Source organism: Cronobacter dublinensis subsp. dublinensis LMG 23823 (genome assembly GCF_001277235.1).
Lineage (GTDB): Bacteria > Pseudomonadota > Gammaproteobacteria > Enterobacterales > Enterobacteriaceae > Cronobacter > Cronobacter dublinensis.
In genome coordinates, this window is sequence record NZ_CP012266.1 from 172,341 (window position 1) to 193,157 (window position 20,817).

The window sequence follows — 20,817 nt, forward strand, 5'->3', positions numbered from 1 at the left end:
GAAATAAGCCCGCCCTTTCAGGCGGGCTACAGACAGGTTATTCACCCTCTCCGGGGAACAGGAACGGGTTGATAGAGCTTCGGGCGAAGCCTTCCTGCTCCATACGGGCGTCAAGCACCAGCGAGGCCAGGTCGTCCGCCACCGCTTCAACGTTCGGGTCTTTTTCCTGATAGAGAATTTTCAGGTAAGTGCCGCAGTCGCCGCAGCTTTCGGTTTTGATCGCCGCCTGCTCGCTTTCCAGCGACCAGTAATGCAGATCGCGGGTCTGCTCGCAGTTGCTGCATTTGATGCGCACCACGTGCCACTCGGTTTCACACAGGTTGCAGTGCAGGTAGCGCAGGCCCTGGCTTGAACCGATATGCACCATGCTGGAAACCGGGATGCTGCCGCAGACCGGGCAGAACTGGCGCGCTTCGCCATACTCCGCGCGGGCTTTGCCGGGGATGAGGCTTGCCATCTGCGCCCAGTAAAGCGAGAGCGCCGCCCAGATGAACGGCGCTTTATCGCTGCTCACCGCGCTGAAATCCGCGCTGAACAGCGCGCTTGCCATCGTTTCCAGCTCCTGCGCGGAGGCTTTTTCGAGATTCTCGATAACCGCCAGCGCCGGGCCGCTCATCTCTGGCTTCAGTTCGGCAATCAGCGACTGCAACAGCTTCTGCCAGTGACCGTCACGCGGGAGCACGTGAATATCGAGCGGGGGCTTGCCCTGGTCTGCCGCCTCTTTAATGCGAGCCGTTAAATCCATCTCCAGCGGGTGGTCATACAGCACCACTTCCTGGGCATGGGCTATCAGCGCGGCAAAACGCAGGTAATCGCCCAGCGGATTGTTTTCAGCCAGCTCGCGCAGACGTGCGGCGCGGCGGTTATACAGGTTTTTCAGTCTGGGGAACAATAACGGCGGAATCACTTCCGCCGTGCGTTTATCGCTCTTCTCCAGCTGGTCTTGCGGGATGATGCGAATACTCATTCAGTCGATTTTTCCTGTTTCTCGCGCACTTCGCGATACCAGCGCGGGTGGTGTTTCTTCGCCCAGGTTTTGGTAACCCAGCCTTCCACCATGGCGGTAATGGTGCCTTTGACCCACAGGGCCGCGTAAATATGCACCATGATAACCACAATCAAGGCCACCGCGGCAAATGAATGCGCCAGCAGCGCCAGGCGAATCACCGGGATGGGGAACATCGGCGCGAACCACGGACGCCAGATAACCACGCCGCTTGCCAGTAACAGCAGCAGCAGCAGGATAGCCGCCCAGAAGACGCACTTCTGACCGAAATTATAGCGCCCGGTATCGCCCACTTCCTCGTTCATGGCGATTTTGTGGATATTTTTCGCCCACAGGATATCGTCACGGTTAATGAGGTTGTGGTGCCAGTAACGGAAAAACATCAGCATGAACGAGGCGAACATCACCACCCCAACGAAGGGGTGGAGAATGCGCGCCAGCTGCGGCGTACCGAGAATATTCATCAGCCAGTTGAAGGAGGGGAAAAAGAACCCCAGCCCGCTCACCGCCGCCAGCACGAAGGCGAAGGCGGTGATCCAGTGGTTGATGCGTTCCGGCGCGCTGTAGCGCACGATGGTGTCACGTCTTTTCATTTACGCACCTCATCATCGTCATGGTGCAGGTTCTCGTCATCTTCCTCGGCGCGGTTTGGACCGATACCGACGTAGTGGAAGACGCTGGCTGCGAAGGTCGCCGCAAAGCCGATGGCCGCGAGCGGTTTCCAGATGCCTTTCCAGAACTTAACGGCTTCGCTGATTTCCGGGTTCTCCGGCAGGCCGTGGTACAGATTCGGCTTGTCGTTGTGGTGCAACACGTACATGACGTGTGTACCGCCAACGCCTGCCGGATCGTACAGGCCCGCGTTTTCATAACCACGGGTTTTCAGCTCCGCCACGCGCTCGCCCGCCAGCTGTTTCATATCCTCTTTGGAGCCAAAGTGGATAGCGCCAGTTGGGCAGGTTTTCACGCACGCCGGCTCCTGGCCCACGGTCACGCGGTCTACGCACAGGGTGCATTTGTAGACGCGGTTATCTTCCGGGTTCAGGCGAGGCACATCGAACGGACAGCCCGCGATGCAGTAGCCGCAGCCGATGCACTGTTCAGACTGAAAATCGACGATGCCGTTGGCATACTGAATGATAGCCCCTTCCGACGGACACGCCTTCAGGCAGCCCGGATCGGCGCAGTGCATACAGCCATCCTTGCGGATAAGCCATTCCAGCTTGTCGTTCTGCTCGACTTCCGAGAAGCGCATCACGGTCCACGACTTGGCGGTCAGGTCTGCAGGGTTGTCATACACCCCGACGTTATGACCGACCTCGTCACGCAGATCGTTCCACTCCGAGCACGCCACCTGACAGGCTTTACAGCCGATACAGGTGGTCACGTCGATAAGCTTCGCCACTTCCTGTTGGTGGTCCCGCGCCTGAGGCGCGGGCGTGAAACCGTTAGTCGCGGAACGACGGATAATATCCTGAGATTGATAAGCCATAATTCGTCTCCGCTATACCTTTTCCACGTTCACCAGGAACGCCTTAAATTCCGGCGTCTGGGTGTTGGCGTCGCCCACAAACGGCGTCAGCGTGTTGGCGATAAAGCCTTTCTTCGCGACACCTTCGTACCCCCAGTGGATCGGAATGCCGATGGTATCCACCTGCTTGCCGTCCACGTTGAGCGTGCGAATACGCTTGGTCACCACCGCCTTGGCTTTGATGTAGCCACGGTTGGAGGAGACCTTCACGGTGTCGCCCTGCGCGATGCCGAGCTTGCCGGCGAGTTTCTCGCCGATCTCCACAAACTGCTCCGGCTGCGCGATGGAGTTCAACAGCGCGTGCTTGGTCCAGTAGTGGAAATGCTCGGTCAGACGGTACGTTGTGCCGACATACGGGAACTTGTCCGCTTTGCCCATCGCTTCCAGATCGCCTTTGAACACGCGCGCCGCCGGGTTAGACACCACGTTCGGGTGCAGCGGGTTGGTGCCAATCGGCGTCTCAAACGGCTCGTAGTGTTCCGGGAACGGGCCCTCCGCCATTTTGTCGATGGCGAACAGGCGGCCCATGCCTTCCGGCTGCATGATAAACGGACCGACATCGCTGCCCGGAGGCGCGGTGCTGTAGTCCGGGATATCGGCGCCGACCCACTTGCCGTTGGCGTAAGACAGGAGCTGACGTTTCGGATCCCACGGTTTGCCCTGCGGATCCGCGGAGGCGCGGTTATACAGGATGCGGCGGTTAAGCGGCCACGCCCATGCCCAGCCCAGCGTATTGCCAAGGCCTGACGGGTCGGCGTTGTCGCGACGCGCCATCTGGTTGCCGTCCGGCGTCCAGCTGCCTGCGAAGATCCAGCAGCCGCTTGACGTGGTGCCGTCGTCGCGCAGGTGCGCGAAGGTGCTAAGCTGATCGCCTTTTTTCGCAAGGACCTTGCCGGTGACCGGGTCGATGATGTCTTTCAGCGCTTTACCGTTGCTCTCCATGGCCACTTCTTCCGGCGACGGGTTTTCCGGCGTCGAATAGTTCCAGGTCATGTTGAGCACCTGTTCCGGGCAGGCGCCGCCCTCCTGGGCATACATCTTGCGCAGGCGCAGGAAGATACCGGCCAGGATTTCGCCGTCGTTCAGCGCTTCGCCCGGCGCGTCCTGTCCTTTCCAGTGCCACTGCAGCCAGCGGCCGGAGTTCACGATAGAACCGTTCTCTTCGGCAAAGCAGGTCGATGGCAGGCGGAACACTTCGGTCTGAATGCTCGCGGTATCGACATCGTTCTGCTCGCCGTGGTTCTGCCAGAAGGTGGCGGTTTCGGTGTTGAGCGGATCGATGGTGACCAGGAATTTCAGCTTCGACAGCGAAGCGATCACTTTGTTTTTATTCGGGAACGACGCGACCGGGTTAAAGCCCTGGCAAAGATAGCCGTTGACCTTGCCCTGATGCATCATCTCGAAATATTGCAGGACGTCGTAGCCTTTGTCCCACTTCGGCAGCCAGTCGAAGCCCCAGTTATTCTCGGCCGTCGCGTTATCGCCATAGAAGGCTTTCATCAGCGAGACGAAGAATTTCGGGTAGTTGCCCCAGTAGTTCACCTGGCCTTCCAGCAGCGGTTTCGGCGTGTTGGCGGTCAGGTACGTTTGCAGATCGGCTTGTTTTTCGCTTGGCAGCGTCATGTAGCCGGTCAGGCTCTGGGTCAGTAGGCCGAGGTCGGTCAGACCCTGAATGTTGGAGTGCCCGCGCAGCGCATTCACGCCGCCACCCGCCATCCCCATGTTACCCAACAGCAGCTGGATCATGGCCATGGTACGGATGTTCTGCGCACCAACAGAGTGCTGCGTCCAGCCGAGCGCATACAGGAACGACGCGGTTTTGTCGTGCACGCTGGTTTCGGCGATGTATTCGCACACTTTCAGGAAGTCGGCTTTCGGCGTACCGCAGATATTCTCCACCACCTCTGGCGTATAGCGGGAGACGTGCGTTTTCAGCAGGTTCCAGACGCAGCGCGGGTGAGAGAGCGTGGTATCGCGTTTGGCGAAGCCTTTTTCGTCCAGCTCATAGTGCCAGCTGGTTTTGTCATATTTGCGTTTTTCCGCGTCGTAGCCAGTAAACAGGCCGTCATCGAAACCGTAATCCTCACGCACGATCAGGCTGGCGTTGGTATAGGCCTCGACATATTCGCGGTTAAATTTGTTGTTGTTCAGCAGGTACAGCAGTACGCCTGACAGGAAGGCAATGTCAGTACCGGAACGGATAGGCGTATAGAAATCGGCCACCGACGCCGTGCGCGTAAAGCGCGGGTCAATCACGATAAGCTTCGCGCCATTGTGGATCTTGGCTTCCATCGCCCAGCGGAAACCCACCGGATGCGCTTCTGCCGCGTTCCCACCCATCACGACGATGAGGTTGGCGTTCTTCATATCAACCCAGTGGTTGGTCATCGCACCGCGACCAAATGTTGGAGCAAGACTTGCTACCGTTGGTCCGTGTCAGACACGCGCCTGGTTATCCACGGCTAACATGCCGAGGGCGCGAGTAAATTTCTGGGTTAAATAGCCGGTTTCGTTACTGGACGCGGAAGCACACAGCATACCGGTGGAGAGCCAACGGTTGACGGTGGTGCCTTCGGCGTTCTGCGCGATAAAGTTAGCGTCGCGGTCTTCTTTCATCAGCTTAGCGATACGCTCGAACGCGTCTTCCCAGCTGATGCGCTGCCATTTGTCGGAGCCTGGCGCGCGGTATTCCGGGTACTTCAGACGAGACTCAGAATGGATAAAATCCACCAGACCTGCGCCTTTCGGGCAAAGCGCCCCGCGGTTTACCGGATGATCCGGGTCCCCTTCGATGTGGAAAATCGTGGATTTTGCGTTTTTCGCGCCGTCGCCGAGGCTATACATCAAAAGCCCACAGCCAACGGAGCAGTACGTACAGGTATTACGGGTTTCGCGGGTGCGCAGCAGTTTATATTGCCGTGTTTCCGCCAGCGCGACGCTGGGAGCGAATCCCAGTGCGGCTGCCGTGGTGCCTGCCATACCGCCAGCGCAGATCTTAAAGAACTGCCTTCTGCTGACCTGCATGGATTGCTCCTTGTTCAGACATTGTCACAAAGTAAGTCGTATGGTTTTTCTTTTGCGGATGCCGCCGCAACGGTTCACAATCATCATTCCCTTCTAAACGCGGAGGGATTAGGCGCAACAGAATACCACAATGTTGCTGAGGCTGTTTCAGACGGTTAATAAAAAGTGAATAAGAACCATCCAGAACTGTTGCAAAACGTGACCGACGTCACCGCCGCTCGTTCCCTTCCGCTCTGGAAAAGAGAGAATCTCACCACCACGCAGCCGGACTGGCTGGCGGAAGAAGTGCCGGTAGCACTGGTCTACAACGGGATATCCCACGTCGTGATGATGGCATCTCCCAAAGATTTGGAAAATTTTGCCCTTGGATTTTCTTTATCGGAAGGAATTGTCGAATCTTCACACGAAATTTACGGCATGGATATTATCCATGGGTGTAATGGTATCGAAATTCAGGTGGAACTTTCCAGCCGTCGCTTTATGGGCCTGAAGGAGCGTCGGCGCAACCTGGCCGGGCGCACCGGCTGCGGCGTCTGCGGCGTGGAACAGCTCAATGATATCGTGCGGCCCCTGGCGCCGCTGCCGTTTACGCAGACCTTCTCGCTTGCGCACCTGGACGGCGCGCTGCGTCAACTTGCCAGCGTCCAGCCCGTGGGCGAGCTGACCGGTTGCACCCATGCCGCTGCCTGGCTGACGCCGCAGGGCGAGATAGCGGGCGGGCATGAAGATGTCGGGCGTCACGTCGCGCTCGATAAACTGCTGGGCCGCCGCGCGCGCGAAGGCTGGCAGCAGGGCGCTGTGCTGGTTTCAAGCCGCGCCAGCTATGAAATGGTGCAGAAAGCCGCCACCTGTGGTGTTGAGATCCTCTTTGCGGTCTCTGCCGCCACCACGCTTGCGGTGGAGGTCGCCGCGCGCTGTAACCTGACGCTGGTGGGCTTCTCGCGCCCTGGTCGCGCCACGATTTATACGCACCCGCAGCGGCTGATGGCAGGCGATACTAACGCATAATTATTGTTCAGTTTTTCTGAAAGAGAATGGCAAATCCTTCCGCTTTTGGTTTCCGGTTTGCAGGTCTACTATTACACACATCGAAGGCACTGCGCCTTCCCACTTAAACCAGACCTGAAGGAATCTTGCCATGAAAACTATCAAATCTTTTGTTGCAGTTATGACCCTTGCTACCGCTTTCGGCGCCTTCGCTGGCCAGTCCGTGACCGCGACCGACACCACGCTCTCGGGGGCTGAAGCCAAAATCGCCGCACAGGCAGAACAGCTCGGCGCGACCTACACCATCACCGAAGCGTTCACCGGCAACCAGGTTCACATGACCGCCGAACTGAATAAATAAACCAGAAGTTGTCGAAAGAGCGCCTGAGGGCGCTTTTTTTATGGCATTCCCGCGAGACGCAGCAGCGCCGTCACCACCGCCGCGGCGACAATCACTGCAATTAAGGGGGCCTTGCGCCAGACCAGGAAGAGCGCGAACGCCACGCCCAGCACTCTCGCCATCCCTGCAAAGTTTTCGCCTTCATAAAAAGTGGCCGCCAGCGCCACGGCAAACAGTAACGTCGTTGCCGCATCGGAGAGCAGCGCCTGCGCGCGTTCGCTCAGCGCCAGCTTGTTGCCAAGCTTCGCTCCGCCAAAGCGCATCAGATAGGTGCCAACGGAGAGCACGGCGATACCGGAAAGGATAGTTATGGTGCTTGCCATTATTTCCTCCTCGTCAGTAAACCGGCCAGAGAAAGTAGCACCGGCAGCCCCACCGGGGCAAACGGCACGGCGGCAAGCGAGAGCGCCGCACCGCTGCCGGCGCGAATAAGCGTGGTTTTATTCTTCAGCGCAGGCAGCACCAGCGCCAGCAGGATCGCCGGGAACACGGCGTCCAGACCGATGGTCTCCGGGGCGGGCAGCAGCGTGCCCATCGCCACGCCGATAACCACGCCAAGCGGCCAGGCCAGCGCCACCCCAAGCCCGCACAGCCAGTAGGCGGCCTTGCGCGTCTCGGGTGTGGCCTGCGACAGCCCGAACACCACGCTTTCGTCATTCATGATGTGCGAGCCCAGCAGCCTTTTCACGCCGCGGCCCACCAGATCCCGCACGGTGATGCCGAACGGCAGATGGCGGGCATTGACCAGCAAACCTGCTGCCGCCGCTGCAAGCGGGCTGCCGCCGCTCGCCACAATGCCGATAAAAATGAATTCAGATGCGCCCGCCAGCACGGAGACTGACAGCAGCAGCGGCACCCACAGCGCAAAGCCGTAAGCCATCGCCAGCGTGCCGTAAGAAACACCGACCACGCCAACCGCCAGACAGACCAGCGCAATAGCCTTTATAATGTCGCCTTTCAGGCAGGCGAAACGTTGCATTACCATACTTTTCACCCATAACGAACGAATGACCATTATAATGAACACGCCGCCGCCGATTTTCAACACGAACGTTCGTTCATTTTAACGAACGAGGGAAACGCAATGACACAGCCAATCAGCGTGATCGCTAAAAGCCTGGTGCGCGAACGCACGCGCGCCGGACTCTCGCTGGCCGAAGTGGCCCGCCGCGCGGGGATCGCCAAATCCACGCTCTCCCAGCTGGAAGCCGGTAACGGCAACCCAAGCCTTGAGACGCTCTGGGCGCTCTGCGTGGCGCTGGATATTCCCTTCGCGCGCCTGATGGAGCCGCAGGTGAATAACACGCAGGTCATCCGCCGCGGCGAAGGGCCGAAGGTCGTGGCGGAGCTCGCTAACTATCAGGCGATCCTGCTCGCGACCTGTCCGCCAGGCGCGCGCCGCGACATCTACTTACTGCTCACCCAGCCGGAAGGCGAGCGGTTTTCGCATCCGCACCCGACGGGCTCGGTGGAACATATCATCGTGACCCAGGGGCGGGCGCTGGTGGGCCTTGTCGACGCGCCCGAAGAGCTTAACGCCGGGGATTACATCTGTTATCCCGCCGATCAGGCGCATATTTTCCGCGCGCTGGAACCGGATACTCAGGCGATTCTGGTAGCGGAACAGAATTAAGCCTTAGAAAATCTGTGGGCGTCTGGTTAACCCAGGCGTCCCTTTTATGCACTTTGCAATCAGGCACCTAATGTATGTCGCTTAAAGCTATCGCCGCCCAACTTGGCCTCTCCGTCACGACCGTCAGCCGCGCGCTGAACGGCTATGACGACGTCTCTCAGGAAACCCGCGCGCGGGTAGAGGCTGAGGCGCAGCGCCGCGGCTATCGGCCCAACACCTTCGCGCGTCGCTTAAAGATGGGCAAAATCGACGCCGTGGGGCTGGTCTTCCCGGTGCATCCGGTGCCGCTCAATAACAGCGTCTTTATGGAGATGGTGGGCGAGATCAGCCGCGAACTGGCGCAACACGAGGTCGATTTACTGCTGATTGCCGATGACGATCTCTCTGACAGCCACAGCTATATGCGGCTGGTGCAAAGCCGCCGCGTGGATGCGCTGATTGTGGCGCATACGCTCGATAACGACCCGCGATTACAGCAGCTACAGGCCGCGAACTTTCCTTTTCTGGCGCTCGGGCGCAGCCAGCTGCCGCAGCCTTACGCCTGGTTCGATTTCGACAACCACGCCGGCACCCACCAGGCCACGCAGCGTTTGATAGCGCTTGGCCACCGGCGCATCGCGATGCTCGGCGAGCACAACAGCCAGGCGTTTATCACCCAGCGCCGGGAAGGCTGGCGCGACGCCTTACGCGCGCATCAGCTGGATGAGAGCGGGCTGCGGATGCTGCCGCCCACCCGCCGCGCGGGCTACAAAGCGGTGCTGGAACTGATGGCGCAGCCTGCGCCGCCCTCGGCCATCGTGACCGACTGCAACTCGCTTGGCGACGGCGCGGCGATGGCGCTCCAGACGCTTGACCGGCTGCACGGTAAAGACGCCGTCTCGCTGGTGGTGTATGACGGTCTGCCGCCCGACAGCATTGTGGAGACCGACGTGGCCGCCGTTATCCAGTCCACCCGCGAAGGCGTCGGACGCCAGATTGCCGATATGGTGCAGCGGTTAATTGCCGGTGAGCCCGTGGCGCAGCTCCAGGTGCTGTGGCAACCCGACTTTCTGCCGGGCTCCACGCTCCGTGCCGCGCCCTGAAGCAGGGCAAATTCCCAAGCAAAAATCCTAAGTAAAATTCCGACCAGATCACACATCCGAAACGTTTTGGTTGGCATCCGAAACGTTTCGGATCAACAGTAAAAGCATTCCTGTTACCACAGAGGCTTTTATGGAAACCCACCTTCATCGTCTGACGAGTCCCACCACTGACGTCATTATCAAAACGCAGCCGTTCGCCGAAATTATTTACTGGGGACCACATCTTGCCCACTTTTCGGCGCAGGATTGCGCCAGCCTGATACGCCCGGTCGCCAACGGGCGTCTGGATGCCGATTCGCCCGTCACGCTGATGGCGGAACAGGGTCATGGCCTGTTCGGCGCGCCGGGGCTCGAAGGGCACCGCAACGGGCTCGACGCCTCGCCGCTCTTTACCACGCGTGACGTGACGCAGGACGGACAGACGCTGACTCTCGTCAGCGAAGACGCCACCGCCGGGCTGCGGCTCGTCAGCGAGCTGGCGCTCAGCAACAGCGGCGTGCTGAAGGTGCGCCACGGGCTGACCAATCTGCGCGCGGGCGCCTGGCAGGTGGATCGCTTCGCCGTCACGCTGCCGGTGGCGGAGCGCGCGTTCGAGGTGATGGCGTTTCATGGCCGCTGGACGCGTGAATTCCAGCCGCACCGCGTCACGTTAAGCCATGACGGCTTTGTGCTGGAAAACCGTCGCGGACGCACCTCGCACGAGCATTTTCCGGCGCTCATCGCCGGGACGGCGGGCTTTGGCGAGCAGCACGGCGACGTCTGGGGCGTGCATCTTGGCTGGAGCGGCAACCACCGGCTCAAGTGCGAGGCGAAAACCGACGGGCGTCGCTACCTGCAGGCCGAGGCGCTCTATCTGCCGGGTGAGATGGCGCTGCAGGAAGGCGAAACGCTCCACACCCCCTGGCTCTTCGCCAGCCACTCCACGCGCGGACTCAACGGCATGAGCCAGCAGTTCCACCGCTTCCTGCGTGATGAGGTCATCCGTTTTCCCGGCAACAAGCCGCGCCCGGTGCATCTCAACACCTGGGAGGGGATCTACTTCGACCACCAGCCGGAATACATCATGCAGATGGCAAGCCAGGCGGCCGCGCTTGGCGTGGAGCGTTTTATTATCGACGACGGCTGGTTTAAGGGTCGCAACGACGACCATGCGGCGCTTGGCGACTGGTATCTCGACGCGCAGAAATACCCGGATGGTCTGATGCCGGTCATCAACCACGTTAAAGCGCTCGGTATGGAGTTTGGCATCTGGGTAGAGCCGGAGATGATCAATCCCGATTCCGACCTGTACCGCGCGCACCCGGACTGGGTGCTGGCGCTGCCGGGCTACCCGAAAACAACGGGCCGCCATCAGTGGGTGCTTAACCTGAATATTCCCGACGCGTTCGACTACCTGCTGGCGCGCATGAGCTGGCTGCTCGGCGAGCACCCGGTGGATTACGTGAAGTGGGATATGAACCGCGAGCTGGTGCAGCCGGGGCACGAGGGTAGGGCGGCGGCGGATGCCCAGACGCGTCAGTTCTATCGCCTGCTGGATACACTGCGCGCGCGCTTCCCGCACGTTGAATTTGAATCCTGCGCCTCCGGCGGCGGGCGTATCGATTATGAAGTGCTGACGCGCACGCACCGCTTCTGGGCGTCTGACAACAACGACGCGCTGGAGCGCAACACGATCCAGCGCGGCATGAGCTATTTCTTCCCGCCGGAAGTCATGGGCGCGCATATCGGCAACCCGCGCTGCCACGCCACTTTCCGCCAGCACAGCATTGAGTTTCGTGGCCTGACGGCGCTGTTCGGCCATATGGGACTGGAGCTCGACCCGGTCGCCGCCGGCGCCGACGAGGCCGCGGGCTACCAGCGCTACGCCGCGCTCTATAAGCAGTGGCGCGGGCTTATCCACACCGGCAATTTGTGGCGCGTGGAGATGCCGGACGCCGCCACCCAGGTGCAGGGCGTGGTAAGCCAGGACAAGACGCAGGGCCTGTTTCTGGTCAGCCAGCTGGCGATGCCGGACTACACGCTGCCGGGCGCGCTGCGCGTGCCGGGGCTGGAGCCGCAGGCGCGCTACCAGGTGCGGCTGGTGGATCATCCGAATATTCAGCTCACCGGGGCAGGCGGCCACACCATGCGCCAGCTGCCGGGCTGGATGAACGAACCGGTGAGCGCGACGGGGGAGTGGCTGGCGCAGGCCGGTCTACAACTGCCGGTGCTGGACCCGGAAACCGCCATATTGATTGCTTTTGAACGCGTGTGATGGTGGAGGCGCCGCGCGTGCGGCGCCGTAATGGTGTGCCTTGCGAGGATACGATAATGACAACAACCGCCTGTACCTACAAAAATAACGCTAACTTCTGGATTTTCGGTCTCTTTTTCTTTTTCTATTTCTTCATTATGGCCACCTGCTTTCCGTTTCTGCCTATCTGGCTGTCGGACGTAATTGGCCTGAATAAAACCGATACCGGCATTGTTTTCTCCTGCATGTCGCTGTTTGCTATCGCGTTCCAGCCGGTGCTGGGCGTGATTTCCGACAAGCTGGGGCTAAAAAAGCATCTGCTGTGGATCATCACTACCCTGCTGGTGCTGTTCGCGCCGTTCTTCCTGTGGGTGTTCGGCCCGCTGTTGAAGGTGAATATCTGGCTCGGCGCGCTGGCGGGCGGGCTGTATATCGGCTTCTGTTTCTCGTCCGGCTCCGGGGCAATTGAGGCGTATATCGAGCGCGTGAGCCGCAGCAGCGCGTTTGAATATGGCAAGGCGCGTATGTTCGGCTGCCTCGGCTGGGGGCTGTGCGCTTCGACGGCGGGGATGTTGTTTAACGTAAACCCGGCGATGGTGTTCTGGATGGGCTCCGGCGCGGCGCTGGTGCTGATGGGGCTGCTGTTTATCGCTCGCCCGCGCGTCAACCCGACGGCGCAGGTGATGAACGCGCTTGGCGCGAACCAGCCGCAGGTGACGGCAAAGATGGCGCTCGGCCTGTTTCGCTTGCCGAAGCTGTGGATGTTCATTCTCTATGTGGTAGGCGTGGCCTGCGTTTATGACGTTTTCGACCAGCAGTTCGCCACGTTTTTTAAATCGTTCTTCCCGACGCCGCAGGCGGGCACTCAGGCGTTCGGTTTCGCCACCACGGCGGGGGAGATGTGCAACGCTATCATCATGTTCTGCTCGCCGTGGATAATTAACCGCATCGGCGCGAAGAACACGCTGCTGATTGCGGGCACGATTATGACGACGCGCATTATCGGCTCGGCGTTTGCGACATCGGTATATGAAATTATCGCGCTGAAAATGCTGCACGCGCTGGAGGTGCCGTTCCTGCTGGTGGGGGCGTTTAAATACATTACCGGCGTGTTCGACACGCGGCTTTCGGCGACCATTTACCTGATTGGTTTTCAGTTCGCCAAACAGATGGCGGCAATTTTCCTCTCGGCCTTCGCCGGCAATATGTATGACCGCATCGGTTTTCAGGACACCTATCTGATCCTCGGTAGCATCGTGCTGAGCATCACCGTGGTCTCCGCGTTTACGCTCTCCAGCCACCGGCCCGGCGTGGCATTGAAGGAGACGGTGAAAGCGTGAGGTAAGCGGCACGTAAATAATAGGGCGTGGATAACGGCGGGGGTTGGGCTGGGCGGCGTAGGGCGGGTAAGCGCCAGCGCACCCGCCATCCCCATAACTCGCCATCCCAATCACTCACCCCCACGCACCCGCTTAATCAAGGTAAAACACTGCTTTTAATTCCCGGCTCACCGGGCTGTTGTCCGGGTTGGTCGGCATAATATCGCGCATGTGTCGCCACCAGCGCTGGCACACCTCGGTTCGCGCAACCGCGTCCCAGCGCGCCTCGCTTTCGATGTCCACGGTGGCGAACAGCAGGTGTCGCTCTGTGTCGAGGTAAATGGCGTAATGGTGCGCGCCGTGCTCCTTAAGCACCGCCTCCAGCTCCGGCCAGATGGGCGAATGACGGCGTTCGTACTCGTCGTGGGCGTCAGGGTTTACCTGCATTACAAACGCTTTGCGGATCATAATGCCTCCGCCAGCATAACGGTCATGTGAATTCTCCTTGTTTGGCGGTGACGGCGGGTGCGCTACGCTTACCCGCCCTACGTGCTGCTCCGGAAATACCGAGGTAGGGTGGGTAAGCGCAGCGCACCCACCATGCAATCCATGTAACCCATGCAACCGCGCGTTAAAGCGCGATCGCACCGGCGTGCGGGGTCACGCCGAAACGTTCGCCGAGCGCGATTAACTCGTCACGCGTAATGGTCTGTTTCATGCCTCCCATGGAAAGCACTTTGACCAGGATCTCCGCCGATTTCTCAGCGGTGTCGATAAGCCCGAACGCCTCGTCGAGCGTCGGCCCGGTGCCGAAAATGCCGTGATGCGGCCACAGCACCAGGGTGTGGGTTTTCATCTGCTCTGCGGTCGCGGTGCCGATGCCGTCGGTGCCCGGCACCATCCACGGCACGATACCGACGCCGTCCGGGAAGACGACCAGACACTCGGTGCTGCCTTCCCACAGCAGACGTGTAAAGCGCGATTCATCAAGCTCCAGCACAAAGCTCAGGGCGATCAGGTTGGTGGCGTGGCAGTGCATGATCACGCGGTCTTTGTCGCCGGAGACCGCCTTGCGCACCGCGTGCGACTGCAAATGCGACGCCAGTTCAGACGTCGGCAGACCGCCGTTAGCGAGCCCCCAGTGAATGTGATACGCCATGCCGTCGTCGGTGATGCGCAGGAGCGCCAGCGTATCCGCCGGGTCGAGCTGTACGTTGCGGAAAAATTTCCCTGAGCCGGTGACCAGAAACCAGCAGCCCGCGAGCTCCGCGCGGGGCTGGCTCAGCTCCACGCAGCGCGGCTGCGGGTAAAACGTATCGCGGTACGGCTCCACGTCGGCGGCGTCAAGGCGCAGGCTCACGTTGCCGCCGTTACGTTCATCCCAGCCTTTCAGCCACATATCGCTGGTGGCTTTCACCATACCCTGGACAAACCAGGAAGAAAGAATGCGTTGCATGCGTGCTCCTTAGCGCTGGCTTAATACATGTTGTTCATACTGACGGACGGCGGAGAGCCACGAGGCGTCAGCCGGGGTATCGTGGCGCAGGCAGTACATTTCCCACACCGCCTGCCACGGCAGCGATTTTTGCTCTTCAAGCAGCGCCAGCCGGGCGGTGTAATCGCCTTCGAGCTCAAGCTGGCGGAGCTGTGCGGTCGGCTCCAGCAGCGCGCGCAGTAGCGCTTTTTTCATGTTGCGGGTGCCAATCACCCATGCCGCGATGCGGTTGATGGAGGCGTCGAAGAAGTCGAGGCCGATATGCACGCGGTCGAACAGGTCGTGGCGAATGATTTCACCGGCGATGGCCTGGGTTTCGTCATCCAGCAGCACGACATGATCGCTGTCCCAGCGTACCGGGCGGCTGACGTGCAGCAGCAGACGTGGCACGTAGAGCATCGCGCTGGAGATTTTGTCGGAAATCACTTCGGTCGGGTGGAAATGCCCGGCGTCGAGGCAGAGCGCGGTCTGGCGGCTCGCGGCGTAGCCGAGATAAAACTCGTTCGAGCCCACGGTGTAGCTCTCCGCGCCGATACCGAACAGCTTGCTCTCTACCGCGTCGATATGGTGCGCGGGGTTGAGTTTTTCGCTTATCACGTCATCAAGCGCCGCCAGCAGGCGCTGGCGCGGCGCGAGGCGGTCTACCGGCGTATCTTTCATGCCGTCCGGGATCCAGATATTCATTACCGAGGGCGTGCCGAGCTGTTCGCCGAACGATGCCGAGACGCGGCGGCTCGCCTGGCAGTGCTCAATCCAGAACTGGCGGATTTCCGGGTTGGCGTGAGAGAGCGTAAAGCCGTCGGCGCTTAACGGGTGCGAGAAGCAGGACGGGTTGAAGTCGAGCCCCAGCTGGTGGTCACGCGCCCAGGCGACCCAACCGGCGAAATGTTCCGGTTTTATCTCGTTACGCGCGACCGGCGCGTCAGATTCCAGATAGATGGCGTGCAGGTTCACGCGTTTTGGGCCGGGGATGAGGCGCAGCGCCTGGCCGAGATCCGCCCGCAGCTCTTCGGCGTTACGCGCCTTGCCCGGATAGTTGCCGGTGGCCTGAATGCCGCCGGTCAGTTGCCCCTGCGGATTTTCAAACCCGGCCACGTCGTCGCCCTGCCAGCAGTGCATCGATACCGGCAGGCGGTCGAGCTGGCGCAGCGCGGCGTCAGCATCGACGCCCACGGCGGCGAAGCGCTGCTTCGCCAGTTCCCATGCCTGGTTGATTTGAGTGGTCATGCGTAAAGCTCCTTCCTGGTTTGACGACACGACGACACCCGCGCCGCATGGCGGGCAATCTCACTGTCGGTCTGAGGGTGAAAATGGGTCAGCGGCTGGCTGGCGGTCACCACACGGCGAAATGCGTCGACATCGGTTATCTCGTCGAGCGCCATCAGCTGGCAGCCGATATTGCCGAGCGTGGAGGCTTCCACCGGTCCCGCCAGCACCGGAATGCCGCAGGCATCGGCGCAGAGCTGATTGAGAAACGCGTTCTGGCTACCGCCGCCGACGATATGCAGCACCGTGAAAGGCCGCTCGCGCAGGGCAGTCAGCTCATCCAGCACGCGGGCGTAGAGCAGCGCCAGGCTGTCGAAGATGCAGCGCGCCAGCTGTGCCGCGCTTTGTGGCGCAGGCTGGCCGTTTTCACGGCACGCGGCTTGCAGCGCGCGGCTCATGTTGTCTGGATTGATAAAGCGGTCGTCGTTAGGGTTGACGACAAACCGACAGGCGGGCAGCGCGCGCGCTTCGTCAATCAGCGCGGGCAGGTCGGTAATCTGTTGCTCCTGGCAGACACGCTGCAACAGCCACAGCCCCATAATATTTTTCAGCACCCGATAGCGCCCTTCGGCGCCGCCTTCGTTGGTGATGTTAGCGGCCAGCGCCCGGTCGTCGGTGTAAGGAGTTTTGCTCTCAAAGCCCATCAGCGACCAGGTGCCGGAGGAGAGATACGCCGCGTCCGGGCTCGCCAGCGGGGCGGCGATCACGGCGCTGGCGGTGTCGTGCGTTGCGACTGACACCACCGGAACCTCGACGCCCTGCGCGCTGCGCCAGTGGCCGATGACGTTGCCCGGATGCGTCGGCGTCCCCAGCCAGCGTTTCGGCACGCCCGCCCAGTCGAGCAGCGTCTCGTCCCAGTTATCGGTGTCGATATTCATCAGCTGCGTGGTGGTGGCGTTGGTGTAATCCCAGTTCAGCGCGCCGGTCAGCCGGTAGCAGAGGTAGTCCGGGATGAGCAGCGCATGCGCCACCCGTCCGACCAGTTCCGGCTGCTGATCTGCCAGCGCGCGGAACTGATAAAGCGTGTTGAACGGCAGGAACTGAATGCCGGTGCGGCGGTAGATAGCCTCCCGACCCATCTGCTGCTGCGCGCGAGTCATGACGCCGTCGGTACGGCTGTCGCGGTATGACACCGGCAGGCCGACACGCTCGCCGCGTTCATCCAGCAGTACAAAATCGACGCCCCAGGTGTCGATGCCGATACTGTCGATGGCGACGCCGCTCGCGCAGGCTTTTTCGAGCCCGAGGCACACGTCACGCTCCAGCGCGTCCACATCCCAGGTGTCGAAACCGTCCACGCGGCGCAGGCCGTTGGCGAAACGGTGGATTTCCTGAAGGGTCAGGCGCTGTCCCTCGCGGTCGTAGCGGGCCAGCATCACGCGGCCGCTGGAGGCGCCCAGGTCGACCGCGACGCTATGGCGAATAGTCATGATGGGGTCCTTGTTGGAATCTCTGACGCTAGTCTAGGGAGCGGCGCGGCGGCGCACCTTCATCCCACTGACAGCGCGTTACCGGCGCTGGCAAGGAGGTAAAGATGAACGTGAGGAAGGTCACAGAATGGCGTTTGCAGGGCGAATGAGGACGCATGTGAGCCGTGCCGCATTTCCAGAAATTTCACGACGTTTCTTAAAAAACCGACGGGCTTTGCGCGTTTTGGCGTCGAAAATTTAAGGTGTAAGTGAGAACCGTTATCTACTATCAGGCAGGTTTGACTGAACGCGGGGGCGATGATGACGGTACTACAGTGCGTTGATTTTTTCCCAACCGGTGCGGCGTCGGTGACCATTGAGCCGCGTCTGCCGCAGGCGGCTTTTCCTGAGCATCATCATGATTTCTATGAAATTGTCATCGTCGAGCACGGCACGGGCACGCATGTCTTCAACGGCCAGCCGTATACCTTAAGCGGCGGCTCCATCTGCTTTGTGCGCGACCACGATCGGCATCTGTATGAACACACTGAAAACCTCTGCCTGACCAACGTGCTGTACCGTTCTCCGCAGGCGTTCAGTTTCCTGTCAGGGCTGGAAAAGCTCCTGCCGCAGGAGCAGGACGGTCACTACCCCTCGCACTGGCGCGTCAGCCAACAGACGCTGCATCAGGCCCGTCCGCTCGTTGATCAACTGGAGGCGCTGCGCGAAAGCAGCGACGTCCACGCCATCGCCAGTATGGAAATCCTGTTTATGCAGCTGCTGATTTTGCTGCGTCGTGCAAGCCAGGTACAGGACGGTGGCCACGCCGATGAACGGCTGAATCAACTGATTGCCTGGCTTGAAGAGCACTATGCGGAAGATGTTTGTTGGGAAGCGCTCGCCGACCGGCACCGGCTCTCGCTGCGCACGCTGCATCGCCAGCTGAAGCAGCGCACCGGCCTGACGCCGCAGCGCTATCTCAACCGCTTACGCTTAATGAAAGCGCGCCATCTGCTGCGCCACAGCGAAGAGAGCGTGACGGATATCGCCTACCAGTGCGGCTTTGGCGACAGCAATCATTTCTCCACGCTGTTCCGGCGCGAGTTTTCCTGGTCGCCGCGCGATATTCGTCTCGGGCGCGACGGACAAAGGCCGTAACGCGAACAAAATCACCGTTTTCTGCGGCGAAAAATGGCATACTTTGCAGCCATTTCCCCCGGAGACGCCCAGTGGCCCCTCAGGTAGTACTCAGGAAAGCGGACTTCTTCGCCACGTCCACCCAGCCGGTGGTGGTGGCGGATCGCTACCCGCAGAATGTCTTTGCCGAGCATACCCACGAGTTCTGCGAACTGGTGCTGGTGTGGCGCGGTAACGGGCTGCATGTGCTGAATGACCGGCCTTACCGCATTACCTGCGGCGATCTCTTTTATATTCGCGCCGAAGACCGCCACAGTTACGAGTCGGTCAACGATCTGGTGCTCCATAACATTATTTATTGCCCGGAAAGGCTGAAACTGAACGTGAACTGGCGCGAGCTGCTGGAGAGCCCGCGCGGCGATCCGCGCTGGCGGCTCAGCAGCCAGGGCATGGTGCAGGCGCGACAGATTATCGACCAGCTGGAGCATGAGAGCCCAAAGCATGACGCGCTGTCGCACTGTCTGGCCGAAAGTCTGTTTTTACAGCTGGCGATTACGCTGCGCCGTCACCGCTACCAGGCCGCGAACGGCGCCGGGCCGGGCGAGGGGGAAAAGCTCGATCTGCTGATGGCGGCGCTCGGCAACAGCCTTGATGTACCGTTCGATTTGCAGCATTTTTGCAGCCACTACCAGATTGCCGAACGCCCGCTGCGCCAGCTCTTTCGCCAGCAGACCGGCATGACCATCAGCCAGTATCTGCGCCAGCTGCGGCTCTGCCAGGCGCAGTATCTGCTGCGCCACTCCGATCTGTTGATTAGCGAGATCGCCGCGCGCTGCGGCTTTGAAGACAGCAACTATTTCTCGGTCGTGTTTACCCGCGAAACGGGCGTGACGCCACGGGTGTGGCGTCAGCAGTGCGGCGTGATGACCGGTTAGTTGCTCGCCATCCCCAGCCCGACGATATTCGCCGCCACGATAATCACCACGCAGCCCAGGCTCAGCACGCTCACCGGCCGGCGGCCCGCCGCTTTCCATTCGCGCAGCACCAGCCCGACCAGCCCGCCGCACAGCACGTAGAAGCTCATGTGCAGCATCCAGCTGATGTAGTCATACTGCGCCGGAATGCGCGCGTGGCCCCAGGCGTAGAAGAAAAACTGCAAATACCACATCAGCCCGCCCAGCGCGGAGAGCAGGACGTTGGTGATGAGCAGCGGTTTCGCGAGCGAGAAGTCGGCTTTCAATGACAGCGTTGGCACTTTCGCGAGGCGGATAAAGCAGAAGCCGAGATTAACCAGCGCGCCGCCGCCCATGATGACGACGTAGCTCGGCAGGGCGACGTAAAGCGGGTCGACGCCGAGCGCGGCGGCGGCCTCATGCATCGGCTTTGCGGCGTCCATCGCAAACGACATGCCCGCCGAGAACACGCCGCACATCACCGCCAGCAGCAGCCCTTTTTTCAGGTTAAAGTCTTCGGCCTTGATGCCCATCTGGCGCTCTTTGAGCTGACCGGCGCGGGTCACGATGCCCACCCCAATCAGCGCCACGAAGACGCCAAGCAGCGTCATCCGCCCGCCTGGCGTGCCGATGAGCAGCCCAAATTTGCCGTTCAGCAGCGGCGTCATCAGCGTGCCGACAATCAGCGTAATGCCGATAGCGATGCCGATGCCCATCGACATGCCGAGATAGCGCATGGTCAGGCCATAGTTGATGTTGCCGATGCCCCACATCGCGCCGAACAGAAATACCGGCAGCAACGTCGAGGCGCTAAAAGAAGCGTAATAGGCCCAGAAATTGGGTAGCAGGAGGGCGCTCACCGCCCAGGGCAACAGCAGCCACGAGACAATGCCGCCCACCGACCACATCGTCTCCCATGACCAGTGCCGTACCTTCTTAAACGGCGCGTAAAAGCAGGCGGCGCTCGCTGCGCCAATCAGGTGCCACAGTATTCCCATGGTTATCGCGTTACTCATGCTTATCGTCCTCGTTTCCATCGGATGGCCAGGCGGGAGCGAAAGCCGCCCCCTAACCGAAACGAGTCTATTGAGATGTATACTTTTTCACCTTCGGGGCGCTGCCGTGAAGCGCAGGCGGGTGGCAAAAAACAGCGGGTGAGCCGAACGAGGATCACACTTTGCGGCGAATTCGGACGATGCTTAAGGTTCGGAAAAGTGTGCGAAAATCGCCGTGAGGCGTCCTTTTTTAGCCATTATTGCGTTAAGTTATAACCATATAAAAACTGCGGCATTGATAAACATTTTCAATATCATTTAATTAACTATAATGAACCCACTGCTTA

The 20,817-nt window shown here is 60.4% G+C and carries 19 protein-coding genes; 8 read left to right on the plus strand and 11 right to left on the minus strand.

Going from position 1 to position 20,817, the window contains the following annotated elements; genetic code table 11:
• Positions 1 to 37: 37 nt before the first annotated feature.
• Genes fdhE through fdnG form a run of 4 tightly spaced genes read right to left on the minus strand, consistent with a single transcriptional unit; the run spans position 38 to position 5,561 of the window.
• Positions 38 to 967 (minus strand): formate dehydrogenase accessory protein FdhE, encoded by a 930-nt coding sequence (gene fdhE, locus AFK67_RS00825; protein ID WP_007711057.1) that lies wholly within the window; start codon positions 965 to 967, stop codon positions 38 to 40.
• Positions 964 to 1,599, minus strand: a complete 636-nt coding sequence (gene fdoI, locus AFK67_RS00830) for a formate dehydrogenase cytochrome b556 subunit (protein ID WP_007667684.1) — start codon at positions 1,597 to 1,599, stop codon at positions 964 to 966. The genes fdhE and fdoI overlap by 4 nt, the downstream gene beginning before the upstream one ends.
• Positions 1,596 to 2,498 carry a formate dehydrogenase subunit beta gene (gene fdxH / locus AFK67_RS00835; protein WP_007711061.1) on the minus strand — a complete coding sequence of 301 codons (903 nt, stop codon included), beginning with the start codon at positions 2,496 to 2,498 and terminating at the stop codon, positions 1,596 to 1,598. The genes fdoI and fdxH overlap by 4 nt, the downstream gene beginning before the upstream one ends.
• Positions 2,499 to 2,510: 12 nt before the next feature.
• Positions 2,511 to 5,561, minus strand: a complete 3,051-nt coding sequence (gene fdnG / locus AFK67_RS00840; protein WP_144421353.1) for a formate dehydrogenase-N subunit alpha — start codon at positions 5,559 to 5,561, stop codon at positions 2,511 to 2,513.
• A 165-nt stretch (positions 5,562 to 5,726) separates the two neighbouring features.
• On the opposite strand from fdnG, the gene fdhD reads away from it, so the two are divergent.
• Both fdhD and AFK67_RS00855 read left to right on the plus strand, forming a co-directional pair.
• The gene (gene fdhD / locus AFK67_RS00850) at positions 5,727 to 6,569 is read left to right on the plus strand and encodes a formate dehydrogenase accessory sulfurtransferase FdhD (protein WP_007711065.1); all 843 of its coding nucleotides are present in this window, start codon (positions 5,727 to 5,729) and stop codon (positions 6,567 to 6,569) included.
• 130 nt (positions 6,570 to 6,699) lie between these two features.
• Entirely contained in the window at positions 6,700 to 6,909 is a 210-nt protein-coding gene (locus AFK67_RS00855) for a YdgH/BhsA/McbA family protein (protein ID WP_007711067.1), read from the plus strand.
• Positions 6,910 to 6,947: 38 nt separating this feature from the next.
• On the opposite strand, the gene AFK67_RS00860 is transcribed toward AFK67_RS00855, so the two are convergent.
• Both AFK67_RS00860 and AFK67_RS00865 read right to left on the minus strand, forming a co-directional pair.
• Positions 6,948 to 7,271 (minus strand): AzlD domain-containing protein, encoded by a 324-nt coding sequence (locus AFK67_RS00860; protein WP_032966302.1) that lies wholly within the window; start codon positions 7,269 to 7,271, stop codon positions 6,948 to 6,950.
• The gene (locus tag AFK67_RS00865) at positions 7,271 to 7,933 is read right to left on the minus strand and encodes an AzlC family ABC transporter permease (RefSeq protein WP_032966303.1); all 663 of its coding nucleotides are present in this window, start codon (positions 7,931 to 7,933) and stop codon (positions 7,271 to 7,273) included. The genes AFK67_RS00860 and AFK67_RS00865 overlap by 1 nt, the downstream gene beginning before the upstream one ends.
• Before the next feature lie 99 nt (positions 7,934 to 8,032).
• On the opposite strand from AFK67_RS00865, the gene AFK67_RS00870 reads away from it, so the two are divergent.
• The 4 genes from AFK67_RS00870 to AFK67_RS00885 all read left to right on the plus strand — a co-directional run bounded on the left by AFK67_RS00870 (position 8,033) and on the right by AFK67_RS00885 (position 13,236).
• On the plus strand, positions 8,033 to 8,581 hold the full coding sequence (locus AFK67_RS00870; protein WP_007711075.1) for a helix-turn-helix domain-containing protein: 549 nt from the start codon (positions 8,033 to 8,035) through the stop codon (positions 8,579 to 8,581).
• A 74-nt stretch (positions 8,582 to 8,655) separates the two neighbouring features.
• Positions 8,656 to 9,663 (plus strand): substrate-binding domain-containing protein, encoded by a 1,008-nt coding sequence (locus tag AFK67_RS00875; protein WP_038884211.1) that lies wholly within the window; start codon positions 8,656 to 8,658, stop codon positions 9,661 to 9,663.
• Positions 9,664 to 9,793: 130 nt separating this feature from the next.
• Positions 9,794 to 11,917: an alpha-galactosidase gene (locus AFK67_RS00880; protein WP_038884210.1), complete on the plus strand. Its 2,124-nt coding sequence runs from the start codon at positions 9,794 to 9,796 to the stop codon at positions 11,915 to 11,917.
• A 56-nt stretch (positions 11,918 to 11,973) separates the two neighbouring features.
• Positions 11,974 to 13,236: an MFS transporter gene (locus AFK67_RS00885; RefSeq protein ID WP_007729154.1), complete on the plus strand. Its 1,263-nt coding sequence runs from the start codon at positions 11,974 to 11,976 to the stop codon at positions 13,234 to 13,236.
• Positions 13,237 to 13,368: 132 nt separating this feature from the next.
• On the opposite strand, the gene rhaM is transcribed toward AFK67_RS00885, so the two are convergent.
• From rhaM to rhaB, 4 genes are all read right to left on the minus strand, one after another.
• Positions 13,369 to 13,683 carry an L-rhamnose mutarotase gene (gene rhaM, locus AFK67_RS00890; RefSeq protein ID WP_007729156.1) on the minus strand — a complete coding sequence of 105 codons (315 nt, stop codon included), beginning with the start codon at positions 13,681 to 13,683 and terminating at the stop codon, positions 13,369 to 13,371.
• Positions 13,684 to 13,846: 163 nt separating this feature from the next.
• Complete coding sequence (rhaD, locus tag AFK67_RS00895; RefSeq protein WP_007729157.1) at positions 13,847 to 14,671, minus strand: rhamnulose-1-phosphate aldolase; 825 nt, start codon at positions 14,669 to 14,671, stop codon at positions 13,847 to 13,849.
• 9 nt (positions 14,672 to 14,680) lie between these two features.
• The gene (locus AFK67_RS00900; RefSeq protein ID WP_038875526.1) at positions 14,681 to 15,937 is read right to left on the minus strand and encodes an L-rhamnose isomerase; all 1,257 of its coding nucleotides are present in this window, start codon (positions 15,935 to 15,937) and stop codon (positions 14,681 to 14,683) included.
• Positions 15,934 to 17,406, minus strand: a complete 1,473-nt coding sequence (gene rhaB, locus AFK67_RS00905; RefSeq protein ID WP_038884209.1) for a rhamnulokinase — start codon at positions 17,404 to 17,406, stop codon at positions 15,934 to 15,936. Before rhaB ends, AFK67_RS00900 begins: the two co-directional genes overlap by 4 nt.
• Positions 17,407 to 17,706: 300 nt before the next feature.
• Between rhaB and rhaS the strand changes: the two genes are divergently transcribed.
• The gene (rhaS, locus tag AFK67_RS00910) at positions 17,707 to 18,543 is read left to right on the plus strand and encodes an HTH-type transcriptional activator RhaS (protein ID WP_032967550.1); all 837 of its coding nucleotides are present in this window, start codon (positions 17,707 to 17,709) and stop codon (positions 18,541 to 18,543) included.
• A gap of 71 nt (positions 18,544 to 18,614) precedes the next feature.
• Positions 18,615 to 19,457, plus strand: a complete 843-nt coding sequence (gene rhaR / locus AFK67_RS00915; protein ID WP_007729161.1) for an HTH-type transcriptional activator RhaR — start codon at positions 18,615 to 18,617, stop codon at positions 19,455 to 19,457.
• Here rhaR and rhaT read toward each other — a convergent pair.
• Positions 19,454 to 20,491 carry an L-rhamnose/proton symporter RhaT gene (gene rhaT / locus AFK67_RS00920; protein ID WP_007729162.1) on the minus strand — a complete coding sequence of 346 codons (1,038 nt, stop codon included), beginning with the start codon at positions 20,489 to 20,491 and terminating at the stop codon, positions 19,454 to 19,456. The two genes, rhaR and rhaT, sit on opposite strands and share 4 nt — an antisense overlap.
• Between the last annotated feature and the right edge of the window lie 326 nt (positions 20,492 to 20,817).

Excerpts from the sequence above, each read along its gene's own strand:
- AFK67_RS00885 (WP_007729154.1), top strand. The coding sequence starts at position 11,974 with ATGACAACAACCGCCTGTACCTACAAAAATAACGCTAACTTCTGGATT.
- fdoI (WP_007667684.1), bottom strand. The coding sequence starts at position 1,599 with ATGAAAAGACGTGACACCATCGTGCGCTACAGCGCGCCGGAACGCATC.
- rhaM (WP_007729156.1), bottom strand. The coding sequence starts at position 13,683 with ATGATCCGCAAAGCGTTTGTAATGCAGGTAAACCCTGACGCCCACGAC.
- rhaT (WP_007729162.1), bottom strand. The coding sequence starts at position 20,491 with ATGAGTAACGCGATAACCATGGGAATACTGTGGCACCTGATTGGCGCA.
- AFK67_RS00900 (WP_038875526.1), bottom strand. The coding sequence starts at position 15,937 with ATGACCACTCAAATCAACCAGGCATGGGAACTGGCGAAGCAGCGCTTC.
- AFK67_RS00865 (WP_032966303.1), bottom strand. The coding sequence starts at position 7,933 with ATGGTAATGCAACGTTTCGCCTGCCTGAAAGGCGACATTATAAAGGCT.
- AFK67_RS00875 (WP_038884211.1), top strand. The coding sequence starts at position 8,656 with ATGTCGCTTAAAGCTATCGCCGCCCAACTTGGCCTCTCCGTCACGACC.
- fdxH (WP_007711061.1), bottom strand. The coding sequence starts at position 2,498 with ATGGCTTATCAATCTCAGGATATTATCCGTCGTTCCGCGACTAACGGT.
- fdhE (WP_007711057.1), bottom strand. The coding sequence starts at position 967 with ATGAGTATTCGCATCATCCCGCAAGACCAGCTGGAGAAGAGCGATAAA.
- AFK67_RS00860 (WP_032966302.1), bottom strand. The coding sequence starts at position 7,271 with ATGGCAAGCACCATAACTATCCTTTCCGGTATCGCCGTGCTCTCCGTT.
- AFK67_RS00880 (WP_038884210.1), top strand. The coding sequence starts at position 9,794 with ATGGAAACCCACCTTCATCGTCTGACGAGTCCCACCACTGACGTCATT.
- rhaD (WP_007729157.1), bottom strand. The coding sequence starts at position 14,671 with ATGCAACGCATTCTTTCTTCCTGGTTTGTCCAGGGTATGGTGAAAGCC.
- rhaS (WP_032967550.1), top strand. The coding sequence starts at position 17,707 with ATGACGGTACTACAGTGCGTTGATTTTTTCCCAACCGGTGCGGCGTCG.
- rhaB (WP_038884209.1), bottom strand. The coding sequence starts at position 17,406 with ATGACTATTCGCCATAGCGTCGCGGTCGACCTGGGCGCCTCCAGCGGC.
- AFK67_RS00870 (WP_007711075.1), top strand. The coding sequence starts at position 8,033 with ATGACACAGCCAATCAGCGTGATCGCTAAAAGCCTGGTGCGCGAACGC.
- AFK67_RS00855 (WP_007711067.1), top strand. The coding sequence starts at position 6,700 with ATGAAAACTATCAAATCTTTTGTTGCAGTTATGACCCTTGCTACCGCT.